This window comes from Streptomyces sp. AHA2, from assembly GCF_036857595.1.
In the GTDB taxonomy this organism is placed as follows: Bacteria; Actinomycetota; Actinomycetes; order Streptomycetales; family Streptomycetaceae; genus Streptomyces.
This window is the reverse complement of the sequence record NZ_JAUQWJ010000031.1, coordinates 1-11433: the sequence shown is the minus strand read 5'-3', so window position 1 is coordinate 11433 and position 11433 is coordinate 1. Positions and strand designations below refer to the sequence as shown.

12 protein-coding genes are annotated in these 11433 nt (G+C 75.0%); 2 read left to right on the top strand and 10 right to left on the bottom strand.

Translation table 11 applies throughout. From position 1 onward, the window contains the following. Nucleotides 1–269: 269 nt before the first annotated feature. Entirely contained in the window at nucleotides 270–992 is a 723-nt protein-coding gene (locus Q5694_RS33185; RefSeq protein ID WP_443040986.1) for an SCO3374 family protein, read from the top strand. A gap of 9 nt (nucleotides 993–1001) precedes the next feature. Here the strand turns inward: Q5694_RS33185 and Q5694_RS33180 are convergent, their stop codons facing one another. From Q5694_RS33180 to Q5694_RS33135, 10 genes are all read right to left on the bottom strand, one after another. Further along, nucleotides 1002–1337 (bottom strand): histone-like nucleoid-structuring protein Lsr2, encoded by a 336-nt coding sequence (locus tag Q5694_RS33180; RefSeq protein WP_033310340.1) that lies wholly within the window; start codon nucleotides 1335–1337, stop codon nucleotides 1002–1004. Nucleotides 1338–1608: 271 nt separating this feature from the next. Further along, nucleotides 1609–2142 carry an amino-acid N-acetyltransferase gene (locus tag Q5694_RS33175; RefSeq protein ID WP_333937233.1) on the bottom strand — a complete coding sequence of 178 codons (534 nt, stop codon included), beginning with the start codon at nucleotides 2140–2142 and terminating at the stop codon, nucleotides 1609–1611. A 9-nt stretch (nucleotides 2143–2151) separates the two neighbouring features. Next, on the bottom strand, nucleotides 2152–2589 hold the full coding sequence (locus tag Q5694_RS33170) for a BlaI/MecI/CopY family transcriptional regulator (protein WP_443040987.1): 438 nt from the start codon (nucleotides 2587–2589) through the stop codon (nucleotides 2152–2154). 169 nt (nucleotides 2590–2758) lie between these two features. Next, a complete protein-coding gene (locus Q5694_RS33165) occupies nucleotides 2759–2947 on the bottom strand; it encodes a hypothetical protein (protein ID WP_333937231.1) in 189 nt (62 codons plus the stop codon). 16 nt (nucleotides 2948–2963) lie between these two features. Beyond that, complete coding sequence (locus tag Q5694_RS33160; protein WP_333937230.1) at nucleotides 2964–3626, bottom strand: hypothetical protein; 663 nt, start codon at nucleotides 3624–3626, stop codon at nucleotides 2964–2966. 821 nt (nucleotides 3627–4447) lie between these two features. After that, a complete protein-coding gene (locus Q5694_RS33155) occupies nucleotides 4448–5245 on the bottom strand; it encodes a type III pantothenate kinase (RefSeq protein ID WP_333937229.1) in 798 nt (265 codons plus the stop codon). A 15-nt stretch (nucleotides 5246–5260) separates the two neighbouring features. After that, nucleotides 5261–6235, bottom strand: a complete 975-nt coding sequence (gene nadC / locus Q5694_RS33150) for a carboxylating nicotinate-nucleotide diphosphorylase (RefSeq protein ID WP_333937228.1) — start codon at nucleotides 6233–6235, stop codon at nucleotides 5261–5263. Nucleotides 6236–6240: 5 nt separating this feature from the next. Continuing rightward, entirely contained in the window at nucleotides 6241–7950 is a 1710-nt protein-coding gene (locus Q5694_RS33145; protein WP_333937227.1) for an L-aspartate oxidase, read from the bottom strand. Continuing rightward, nucleotides 7947–8945, bottom strand: a complete 999-nt coding sequence (gene panC, locus Q5694_RS33140; RefSeq protein WP_333937226.1) for a pantoate--beta-alanine ligase — start codon at nucleotides 8943–8945, stop codon at nucleotides 7947–7949. The genes Q5694_RS33145 and panC overlap by 4 nt, the downstream gene beginning before the upstream one ends. Continuing rightward, on the bottom strand, nucleotides 8942–9871 hold the full coding sequence (locus tag Q5694_RS33135) for a Rossmann-like and DUF2520 domain-containing protein (RefSeq protein ID WP_333937225.1): 930 nt from the start codon (nucleotides 9869–9871) through the stop codon (nucleotides 8942–8944). The genes panC and Q5694_RS33135 overlap by 4 nt, the downstream gene beginning before the upstream one ends. Before the next feature lie 188 nt (nucleotides 9872–10059). On the opposite strand from Q5694_RS33135, the gene Q5694_RS33130 reads away from it, so the two are divergent. Next, on the top strand, nucleotides 10060–11295 hold the full coding sequence (locus Q5694_RS33130; protein WP_333937224.1) for a threonine aldolase family protein: 1236 nt from the start codon (nucleotides 10060–10062) through the stop codon (nucleotides 11293–11295). Nucleotides 11296–11433: the final 138 nt, after the last annotated feature.

Sequence of the window (11433 nt, the reverse complement as noted above, 5' to 3'; positions counted from 1 at the left end):
GACGATGTTCCCGCAGGCCAGGCAGATACCCCACTCGCCAGTACGCCGATGGCGAACGTGAGACGTCCTTTCCTGCGTGTCGCCCCCTCCCACTAGGCATGTCTTACCCGCGCGGACCGGAAGTCCATGCCGAGCGCACCCTCCCCCTCCGCTACGGGCGAACAACCTTGCGCCCCTCCGAGCCCCCCGCACGCCCCCGTCCGGGCACTTTACGCGCGCACGGCGCCACCCAGCGTAACTCTCGGAGCCTTCCGGCTGTTGCACTCGGCATGTCCGGCACCCCGCACGCGGTGACCCCCTCCCCGCACGCTGTGAGCCCTTCCGCACCCCGGCTCGTCCCGCTCCCCCGCCGGCCGCTCGACCCGGCCGCCCGCGGCGGGACGGGCCCGGACCCGGGCGGTCGGGTCCGGCGGTGGTACGAGCACGAGCTCGGCTGGCCGACGGTGCCCGGGGACCCGGTGCGGCTGGTGGTGGGCGTGCGCTTCGACGTCCTGGACGTGCCGGCGGAGGCGGGCCGGGCCGCCCTGCGGCACCTGGGGCCCGGCTGCCCCGTGGCCGTCCGGGGCCCGCGCGTACGCCTGCTGGTGGCGCCGGGCAGTGCTGAGGAGCTGCCGGGGCTGCTGGAGTGGCTGGACTGGGGGACGCTGCCGCTGGACCTGGCGGCGGTCGGCACGGGGGGCGCCATGGAGGCGCCGCTGCCGCCGTGCGGGCCGGACGCGGACGGGTCCACCGGTGCGGAGGCCCCCGGTTCCGTCACGGGGCGGCCCCGGCCCGGAGGGCGGGTCGGTTCCCAGGGGGCCGCCGTGTGGCTGCGGCCCCCCGAGCCGGGATGCGAGGTCGAGGCCTCGCTGCCGACGCTGTCGGCGCTGGGGGGCGGTGGGGCTGCCCCCGATCTCGTGCGGCTGGTGGACACGGTGGCCACATGGTGCCACCGGACCCGGCTGCGGCGCGCGGGCGCCCAGCCGCCGGCCTCGCCTGCGCGGGGCCGGTAGCGCCGCTGTTCAGCCGTTGGCCTTCTCGTACGCCTCGCGGATGGTCGCGGGGACCCGGCCGCGGTCGTTGACCTCGTAACCGTTCTCCTTCGCCCACGCGCGGATGGCCGCGGTGTCCTGGCTGCCGCCCGAGGCCGCGCGCGGCTTGCCGCGCCCGCCCGAGGCACGGCCTCCGGTACGACGACCGCCCTTCACGTAAGGCTCGAGAAGGCCACGGAGCTTGTCCGCATTGGCGGTGGTGAGATCGATCTCGTACGTCTTGCCGTCCAGCGCGAACGTCACGGTCTCGTCCGCCTCGCCGCCGTCGAGGTCGTCGACAAGAAGGACCTGAACCTTCTGTGCCACCGGATTTCCTTTCATCGATATCTTCAAGGGTCGGGGGAGTGCCGGCGTCCGCCGTATCGCCGTCCCCTGTTATATGCAGTACTGCAGTACGTCGGAAAGCAAACCGCTTTTGCCGGAAAAACACAAACCCCCGGCGGAGACCGGAGGCCGGGCTCCGTCCGGAAACGTGCGCGTTTCGGACATAGGCCACCGGGGCAGGGCGTGCTCCGCGGAATATGTCTTGACGAACCGGGCGGCCCGCCTTCGCACGGTGCGTTGTCCGTCCCGGTGATCACAGATGCAGAAGCATCCGGCTGTTGCCCAAGGTGTTCGGTTTCACTCGTTCGAGACCGAGGAACTCCGCGACGCCCTCGTCATAGGAACGCAGCAGCTCCGCGTAGACATCGGTGTCCACGGGCGTCTCGCCGATCTCCACGAAGCCGTGCTTGGCGAAGAAGTCGACTTCGAAGGTCAGGCAGAAAACGCGGCGAACACCGAGCCATCGCGCGGTCTGCAGCAACTTCTCCAGCACCCGGTGCCCGACGCCCGCGCCCTTCAGGCCGGGCTTCACCGCGAGAGTGCGCACTTCCGCGAGGTCTTCCCACATCACGTGCAGTGCGCCGCAGCCCACGACCTCGGCGTTGTCGTCCCGTTCCGCGACCCAGAACTCCTGGATGTCCTCGTAAAGCGTCACCGTCGCTTTGTCGAGCAGGATGCCGCCGCGGACGTAGGCGTCGAGGAGGCGGCGCACCGCCGGGACATCGCTCGTGCGGGCCCGCCGGACGGTGACGGCTTTTGCGGTGGGTTCGGGGCTCTTCGCGGACATGCCGGGACGCTATCGCCCGCGGGGGTCCGAAGGGGAGGCGGGGTTCTGAGGGGGGTCTTCCGGGCCTTGCACGGGTTGTGCCGGCGCGGCGGATTCCGGCGGTGCGGCCGCTTCCCGCGTTTCCGGGCCCTGGACGATGCGCACGGCATCGGTGAGCGCCTGCCGCTGTTCCTCGCTCATCATCCCGAAGAAGGCGACGAGAGCGGCGGCGGGGTTGTCGCTCTGCGACCAGGCGTCGTTCATGAGGGCGGCGGCGTAGGCGGCCCGGGTGGAGACGGCCTCATATCGATAGGCGCGGCCTTCCGCCTCGCGGCGCACCCAGCCCTTCTGATGGAGATTGTCCAAAACGGTCATCACCGTGGTGTAGGCGATGGACCGCTCCTTCTGGAGATCTTCCAGGACTTCTCGAACGGTCACCGGGCGGTTCCACTTCCACACCCGCGACATGACCGCGTCTTCGAGTTCTCCCAATGGGCGAGGCACCCTCAGCACAATAGTGGGAGATCCGGGTAATGGCGTGGCGGACGTGCGCTTCAGCGGCGAACACGAACAAAAAGGGCGTACGACTCGGCCGAGCGGGCTCGCGGAGTCGTACGCCGTGGGACGGAGGGTGGGGTCAGGCCTCGGCCCTGGGGGGCGTCGCGGCGGACGGGCGGGCGCCGTCCACGCGGGCGAGGGCGGCGTCCACGGCCGCGTCCTCCTTGGCCTTGTTGGCGCCGCCCTGGGTCTTCACGATCACCCGGATCACGCCGATGAAGAACGCGGCCATGACGACCGGGGGCAGGAGCGCGGAGACGTAGTCCATGGATCCAGGGTAGCCGTCAGCCCGCGGCGAGCTGCCGGGGGTTCGGTGGGGACGGCGGAGCGGGCTTGCGGCGCGGGAAGACCTCACCCGGGGTGGGGATCGGGCGGGAGGGCTTCGGGGTGCCCGGTGCGGGGGCCGGGGAGGGCGTGGGTGCGGGCTTCGCGGGGCCGGGTTTGGCGGGCTTCCTGTCGGGCTGCCGGCCGACGCCGCCGGGAAGGGCCAGGAGGCGGACGGCACCGACGACGCGGCTGCGGGTGCGTGAGGCGGGGACGGTGGCCGTCAGCGCCGCGGCCGGGGCGGTCCGGGCGGCCGGGGTGGGGGCGCAGCGGTCCAGGAGGGCCGCCGCCGCGGGGTTGCCGCGCAGGGCGCGCAGGGCGGCGAGGTCGTCGGGGCCGGGGCGGTGGCCGGCGGCCAGGGCCTCGTCCAGGAGGGCGAGGTAGCCGGCCGCGGTGCCGGGCAGGGCGGCGCGGTACCGGCCCAGGTCGGCCACGAGGAAGGCGCGCAGCCTGGCTCCCTCCCGCCGGGCCTCGTCCAGCGACTCCGCGAGGCGGAGACAGTCGCGGACGTCGTCGGGCGTGGCGGGGGCGGGGTGGAGGGCGAGGGCGAGGGCGCGGCGGAGCACACGCAGCTCCTCCGGGCCGAACGCCATGCCGCCGCGGGATCCGTAGGGCGTGGGCATGCGGCGACGATACGCGCTAATCAGACAAATAACGCATAGGGGACGGGTGTGGCGCGGGGGACCACCCGGGTGGCCGGGCGACGGCACGCCTGCGGCCGAGCAGGCGCGGAGGGCGGTCGTGGCGGTGCCGGCGGGCGGGTCCCGGTGCGTGCTCGCCGAGCCGGGCCGGAGTCCGCGCAGACCCACCCGCTCCGCCCGGCCGGGCCGGCCGACCCGGCTGAGGCGCCGGCACCGAAAGCCCGGAGACTCCGGGGCACCCGGGCTGCGACGCCGATGACCTGCACACGCCGGGACCCTCGCACCGCAGAACCGCACGCCCGGGCCGGGACGCCGAGGACCCGCACGCGCCGGGGCGGTCGAACCACGCCGCCCGGCCGGGCCGGCCGACCCGGCTGTGGCGTCGGCACCGAAAGCCCGGAGACTCCGGGGCGCCCGGGCTGCGACGCCGATGACCTGCACACGCCGGGACCCTCGCACCGCAGAACCGCACGCCCGGGCTAGGACGCCGAGGACCCGCACGCGCCGGGGCGGTCGAACCACGCCGCCCGGCCGGGCCGGCCGACCCGGCTGTGGCGCCGGCGCCGAAAGCCCGGAGACTCCGGGGCACCCGGGCTGCGACGCCGATGACCTGCACACGCCGGGGCCCTCGCACCGCAGACCCGCACGCCCGGGCCGGGACACCGAGGACCCGCACGCGCCGGGGCGGTCGAACACGGCGCGTGTCCGGACCGCGACGCGCAGGGGCTGGCGCGCCGGGGCGTACGGACCGGCGCGCCAATGGGCGGGCTGCGGAGCCGGACGGGCCGGGACGGCCCGCCCGGTCACGTGCGGGACACGTTCCGTTCGTACACCAGGCGCAGGCCGATGAGGGTCAGCCACGGCTCGTGCTCGTCGATGACCGAGGACTCGCCCAGGACCATCGGGGCCAGGCCGCCCGTCGCGATGACGGTGACGTCGTCGGGGTCCTCCGCCAGCTCGCGGGCCACGCGGTTGACGACGCCGTCGACCTGGCCGGCGAACCCGTAGATGATGCCGGACTGCATCGCCTCGACCGTGTTCTTGCCGATGACGCTGCGCGGCCGGGCCACCTCGATCTTGCGCAGCTGGGCGCCGCGGACGCCGAGGGCCTCGACGGAGATCTCGATGCCGGGGGCGATGACCCCGCCGACGTACTCGCCGCGCGCGCTGACCGCGTCGAACGTCGTGGCCGTGCCGAAGTCGACGACGATGGCGGGGCCGCCGTAGAGCTCGACCGCCGCGACCGCGTTGATGATGCGGTCCGCGCCGACCTCCTTGGGGTTGTCCATGAGGATCGGCACGCCGGTCTTCACACCGGGCTCGACGAGCACCGCCGGCACGTCGCCGTAGTAGCGGCGGGTCACTTCCCGCAGCTCGTGCAGGACCGAGGGGACGGTCGCGCAGATGGCGATGCCGTCGATGCCGTCACCGAGGTCGTCGCCGAGGAGCGGGTGCATGCCCATCAGGCCCTGCAGGAGGACGGCGAGTTCGTCGGCGGTGCGGCGCGCGTCCGTGGAGATGCGCCAGTGTTCGACGATCTCGTCGCCGTCGAACAGGCCGAGGACGGTGTGGGTGTTTCCTACATCGATCGTCAGCAGCATGGCCCTACCGCTCCCCTACTCCGCCGGCCGCAGGTCCAGGCCGATGTCCAGGATCGGCGAGGAGTGGGTGAGGGCTCCGACGGCGAGGTAGTCGACGCCGGTGTCCGCGTACGCCCTGGCGTTGCCGAGGGTGAGGCGGCCGGAGGCCTCCAGGGCGGCGCGGCCCCGGACGATCGCGACGGCCTCCTCGCACTCCGCCGGCGTGAAGTTGTCCAGCAGGATCAGGTCGGCGCCGGCGTCCAGCACCTCGCGCAGCTGGTGCAGGGTGTCGACCTCGACCTCGATGGGGACCTCGGGGAAGCGCTCGCGCACCGCCCGGAAGGCCTCGGCGACGCCGCCCGCGGCGACCACGTGGTTGTCCTTGACCAGGGCCGCGTCCGACAGGGACATGCGGTGGTTGACGCCGCCGCCGCAGCGGACGGCGTACTTCTCCAGGCTGCGCAGGCCGGGGGTGGTCTTGCGGGTGTCGCGCACCTTGGCCTTGGTGCCCTCCAGGGCGTCCGCCCACGCGCGCGTGGCCGTCGCGACGCCCGACAGGCGGCACAGGATGTTGAGCGCGCTGCGCTCGGCCGTGAGGAGGTCGCGGGTGCGGGTGGTGACCGAGAGCAGCTTCTGGCCCGCCTCGACGCGGTCGCCGTCCTCGGCGTGCCGCTCGATCTCCAGCTCCTCCTCGCACACGACCGAGACGACCGCCTCGGCGATGCGCAGGCCGGCCACGACGCCCGCCTCGCGGGCGGTGAAGTCGGCGGTGGCCACCGCGTCCTCGGGAATGGTCGCGACCGTGGTCACGTCCACACCGTGGGCCAGGTCCTCCTGGAGGGCCACGTTGGCGATGTCCTCGACCTCGACGGGGTCGAGGCCCGCGTCGGCCAGGAGCTGGGCGAGCGCGGGGTCCAGTCCGCACTCCAGGTACGCCTCGTCGTCCGCGCCACAGGCGCAGCCGTCGCCGCAGCCTCCGGACGGGGCGAGGGGAAGGTCGTGGGTGCTCACGTGGGTCACTGCTCCTGGGGGGCCTGGGGCGGGCAAGTCGTAGGGAAGTGTGTGGTGTCCGTGGTGCGCACGGCCAGCGTGCGGTCGGGGTTGAGGCGTACGACGATGTGCCGGCGCCAGGCCGTGTCGTCGCGCTCGGGGTGGTCCTCGCGCCAGTGGCAGCCCCGGGTCTCCTCGCGCAGCCGGGCGGCGGCGACCAGGACGCGGGCCACGCACAGCAGGTTGGTGGCCTCCCAGGTGTCGGTGCCGGGCTCGGCCGTCTTGCCGTGCTCGGTGAGGGCCTCCCGGGCGTCCGCGTGCAGCCGCTCCAGCCGGTCGGCGGCGTGGGTGAGGGAGTCGGCCGAGCGCAGGACGCCCGCGCCGTTCGTCATGATCCGCTGGATCGTGAGGCGGGCCTCGGGGCTCTGCAGGGGGTGCTCGGGGACCTCGGGGTGGGGCAGGGGCTGCGGCACGCGCGCGTGCAGGCCGGCCGCGGCGATGTCGGCGGCGATCCGCTCGGCGTAGACCAGGCCCTCCAGGAGGCTGTTGGAGGCGAGGCGGTTGGCGCCGTGCACGCCGGTGCAGGCCACCTCGCCGCACGCGTACAGGCCGGGCACGGTCGTACGGCCGTGGGAGTCGGTGCGCACGCCGCCGGAGGCGTAGTGGGCGGCCGGGGCGACCGGGACGGGCTCGGTGACCGGGTCGATGCCGTGGGCGCGGCACGCGGCGAGGATCGTCGGGAAGCGGCGCTCCCACATGTCCGCGCCGAAGTGCCGGGCGTCCAGGTACATGTGCTCGGCGCCGTGCTCCTGCATGCGGCGCGTGATGCCCTTGGCGACGATGTCGCGGGGGGCCAGCTCGGCCAGTTCGTGCTGCCCCACCATGAAGCGCACGCCGTCGGCGTCGACCAGGTGGGCGCCCTCGCCGCGCACGGCCTCGGAGACGAGGGGCTGCTGGCCCTCGGCGTCCGGGCCGAGGAAGAGGACGGTGGGGTGGAACTGGACGAACTCCAGGTCGCTGACCTCGGCGCCCGCGCGCAGGGCCAGGGCCACGCCGTCGCCGGTGGAGACCGACGGGTTGGTGGTGGCGGAGAAGACCTGGCCCATGCCGCCGGTGGCCAGGACCACCGCGGGGGCGTGGACGGCGCCGACCCCGTCGTGCTGGCCCTCCCCCATGACGTGCAGGGTCACGCCGGCCGTGCGGCCCTCGGCGTCGGTCAGCAGGTCCAGGACGAGCGCGTTCTCCACGGTGCGCATGCCACGCGCGCGGACGGCCTCGACCAGGGCGCGGGAGATCTCGGCGCCGGTGGCGTCGCCGCCGGCGTGGGCGATGCGGCGGCGGTGGTGGCCGCCCTCCCGGGTCAGTTCGAGCCCGCCCGCGGTGGACTCGTCGAACCGGGCACCGGTCTCGATGAGGCGGCGTACGGCGTCGGGGCCCTCGGTGACGAGGATGCGGACCGCTTCCTCGTCGCACAGGCCCGCTCCGGCGACCAGGGTGTCGTCCAGGTGCTGCCCGGGGGTGTCGCCCTCGCCCAGGGCCGCGGCGATGCCGCCCTGGGCCCAGCGGGTGGAGCCGTCGTCCAGCCGCGCCTTGGTGACCACCACGGTGCTCAGCCCCGCGGCCTCGCAGCGCAGGGCGGCCGTCAGGCCGGCGACCCCGGAGCCGACGACGACCACGTCCGCGGCGATGGACCACCCGGGGGCGGGGGCGTGCAGTCGTATGCCTGTGGTGGTCACGAGGCGGCTCCGAAGGTTCCGAAGGTGAGCGGGATGTTGTCGATCAGCCGGGTGGTGCCGACCCGGGCGGCGACGGCCAGGACCGCCTCGCCGGTGAAGTCCTCGCCGATCTCGGTGAAGTCGGACGGGTCGACCAGGGCGAGGTAGTCCAGCTTCAGGGGCGGGTCGAGGCGGGCGGCCTCGTCCAGGACCTGGCGGGCGGCCGCTCGGACGGCCGCGGGGCCGCCCGGGGCGGCCGTCGCGACGGCGTGCGTGTCGGCCGCCGCGCGGGACTCGCCGAGGGCGCTGAGCGCCTCGGCACGCGCGCGGGTGGCGGGCACCTCGCGGGCCCGGGCGCGCAGCGCCTCCTGCGCGGCGTGCCGGTCCCGGCCCGCGAACAGCGCCCTGGACAGGGCCAGGGCCGTACGCCGCTCGGGGGCCGACAGGTAGCGGTTGCGGCTGGACAGGGCCAGGCCGTCCTCCTCGCGGACGGTGGGGACGCCGGCGATCTCCACGCCGAAGTTCAGGTCCCGCACCATGCGGCGGATCAGGGCGAGTTGCTGGGCGTCCTTCTGGCCGTACAGGGCGACGTCGGGGCGGGTGAGGTGGAGCAGCTTGGCGACGACGGTGAGCATGCCGTCGAAGTGGCCGGGGCGGGAGGAGCCCTCCAGGCGCTCGCCCATGGGCCCCGCGCTGATGCGGACCTGGGGTTCGCCGCCGGGGTAGACCTCCTCGACGGCGGGGGCGAACACGACGTCCGCGCCGGACCGCCCGGCCAGCGCGAGGTCGGCGTCCAGGGTGCGCGGGTAGCGGTCGAGGTCGTCGCCCGCACCGAACTGCAGCGGGTTGACGAACACGGTGACGACGACCTCGCCGTCCGGTCCGGCGAGGTCGCGCGCGGTGCGGACGAGCGTGGCGTGGCCCTCGTGCAGGGCGCCCATGGTCATCACGACGGCGCGGCGGCCCTTGCGCACGCGTGCGTGCAGTTCACCGGCGGTGCGCAGCAGGGTGGTCATCGGGCGTCCCCTTCGGTGCCGTCGGTCCCGTCGGCGAGTACCCCGAGGAGGTCCTCGGCCAGTTCCGGCTTGAGCAGGCCGTGCGCGAGGGCCCGGTCGGCGGTGGCGCGGGCCATCGCCAGGTAGCCGGCGACGGTCTGCGGGGCGTGCCGGCGCAGTTCGGTGACGTGCGCGGCGACCGTTCCCGCGTCCCCGCGCGCGACGGGGCCGGTCAGGGCCGCGTCGCCGGAGCGCAGGGCGTTGTCCAGGGCCGCGCCGAGCAGCGGGCCGAGCATGCGGTCGGGGGCGGAGACCCCGGCGGTGCGCAGCAGGTCCATGGCCTGGGCGACCAGGGTGACCAGGTGGTTGGCTCCCAGGGCGAGAGCCGCGTGGTAGAGCGGGCGGTTCTCCTCGGCGATCCACTCCGGCTCGCCGCCCATCTCGATGACCAGGGCCTCGGCGGCCAGGCGCAGCTCCTCGGGGGCGGTGACGCCGAAGGAGCAGCCGGCCAGGCGCTGGACGTCCACGGGTGTGCCGGTGAAGGTCATCGCGGGGTGCAGGGCGAGCGGCAGCGCCCCGGCGCGCAGGGCCGGGTCGAGGACACGCGCCCCGTACCGCCCGGAGGTGTGGACGAGCAGCTGGCCCGGCCGGACGGACCCGGTCTCGGCGAGGCCGGAGACCAGGCCGGGCAGGGCGTCGTCCGGGACCGTCAGCAGCACCAGGTCGGACCGCTCCAGCACCTCGGCGGGCGGCAGCACCGGCACGTCGGGCAGCAGCTCGGCGGCGCGGCGCCGGGAGCGCTCGGAGACCGCGGAGACGGCGACCGGCCGGTGCCCGGCGAGCTGGAGGGACGCCGCGAGCGCGGGTCCGACCCGGCCGGCGCCGATCACGCCGACGGTGAGTCGCGCGGGGCGGTCCCTGGGGTCTGGCTGTGGGGTTGTGTTCACTCGACGGCGGCCTTCCCGTTCCAGTCCGCTCCGGGTACCGGACGATTTCTCGTCATGTTAACGCTATCGGTCCGCGGGGCGTTGGGCCGTCCACAGGCTGTGCACGGCGCTCGGGACCGCGGACCGGCGCCCGCAGGTGACGGAAATGCGAGTGCCCGGCCGCACGCGCGCGGGGGAGGATCCGGAGCATGACTGACACGGCGGGGCACGACGGCCCCACGGCGGACCGGGAGCGGGACCAGGACGCGCGGGAGCGGGCACCGGGGCTGCGGGAACGGCGGCTGGCCGCCCACCGCGGCGCACGGCGGGTCTTCGCCCGCTTCGGCTTCCACCGCACCCTTCGCGAGCGCCTGGCGGTGCTGGAGGACGCGGAAGGGCTCCACGACCTGGACCAGCCGTCCGACCTGTACGGCGACGGCGTCGTCGAGGCCCTGGAGCAGAAGGTCGCCGGGCTGCTCGGCACGCAGGCCGCCGCGTTCTTCCCGACGGGCACGATGGCCCAGCAGGTGGCCCTGCGCTGCTGGGCGGGGCGCACCGGCGACCGGACCGTCGCCGTGCACGGGCTCAGCCACCCCGAGGTGCACGAGCGCAACGCCTTCCGGGAGGTCGGCGGGTTGCGCCCGGTGCGCGTGACGAGCGAGCCGCGGTTGCCGACCGCCGACGAGGTGCGCGACTTCGCGGAGCCCTTCGGTGCCCTGATGCTGGAACTGCCGCTCCGGGACGCCGGTTTCGTCCTGCCGACCTGGGAGGAACTCACCGAGGTCGTCGAGGCCGCCCGGGAGCGGGAGGCGGTGGTGCACTTCGACGGGGCCCGGCTGTGGGAGTCCACCGTCCACTTCGGCCGGCCCCTGGCGGAGATCGCGGCCCTGGCCGACAGCGTCTACGTGTCGTTCTACAAGTCGCTGGAGGCGTTCGGCGGTGCCGCCCTCGCCGGGCCGGAGCTGCTGGTGGAGGAGGCCAAGGTGTGGCGGCACCGCTACGGCGGCCAGGTCTTCCAGCAATTCCCGACCGTCCTGTCGGCGCTCGCCGGGCTGGAGCGGGAGCTGCCCCGGCTGCCGGAGTACGTCGCCCACGCGCGCGTGGTGGCCGCCGCCCTGCGGGAGGGCTTCGCCGCGGCCGGGCTGCCCTGGGCGCGGGTGCACCCGGAGGTGCCGCACACGCACGACTTCCAGGTGTGGCTGCCGTACGACGCGGACGTCGCGGGTGAGGCGGCGGTGCGGACGGCCGAGGAGACGGGCGTGGTGCTGTTCGGCGCCGGCTGGGCCCGGGGCGGCCCGGGACTCGCGTACACCGAGGTGCACGTGCGGGCCGCCGGGCTGGAGTGGACGGCCGGGGACGTCGAGGCGGCGGTGGCCGAGTTCGCGAGCCGGCTGCCGGGGCGGCCGCGGCGGGGCCGGGGAGGCCGGGCCGGAGGAGGCGCCTGAGGCCGCGGCACCGGGAGCGGGGAGGTCAGCCGGGCGGGGCGGGGTGGGGCGTCGACGCCCCGCGCGTGGGCGCAGGCGGCTCCGTGACGGGCCGGCCTCCGCCGAAACCGCGCGGAAGCCGCCCGGGCACGGGCGGCT

Excerpts from the sequence above, each read along its gene's own strand:
- Q5694_RS33160 (WP_333937230.1), bottom strand. The coding sequence starts at position 3,626 with ATGCCCACGCCCTACGGATCCCGCGGCGGCATGGCGTTCGGCCCGGAG.
- Q5694_RS33175 (WP_333937233.1), bottom strand. The coding sequence starts at position 2,142 with ATGTCCGCGAAGAGCCCCGAACCCACCGCAAAAGCCGTCACCGTCCGG.
- Q5694_RS33155 (WP_333937229.1), bottom strand. The coding sequence starts at position 5,245 with ATGCTGCTGACGATCGATGTAGGAAACACCCACACCGTCCTCGGCCTG.
- Q5694_RS33170 (WP_443040987.1), bottom strand. The coding sequence starts at position 2,589 with ATGTCGCGGGTGTGGAAGTGGAACCGCCCGGTGACCGTTCGAGAAGTC.
- Q5694_RS33165 (WP_333937231.1), bottom strand. The coding sequence starts at position 2,947 with ATGGACTACGTCTCCGCGCTCCTGCCCCCGGTCGTCATGGCCGCGTTC.
- panC (WP_333937226.1), bottom strand. The coding sequence starts at position 8,945 with ATGACCACCCTGCTGCGCACCGCCGGTGAACTGCACGCACGCGTGCGC.
- Q5694_RS33130 (WP_333937224.1), top strand. The coding sequence starts at position 10,060 with ATGACTGACACGGCGGGGCACGACGGCCCCACGGCGGACCGGGAGCGG.
- Q5694_RS33185 (WP_443040986.1), top strand. The coding sequence starts at position 270 with ATGTCCGGCACCCCGCACGCGGTGACCCCCTCCCCGCACGCTGTGAGC.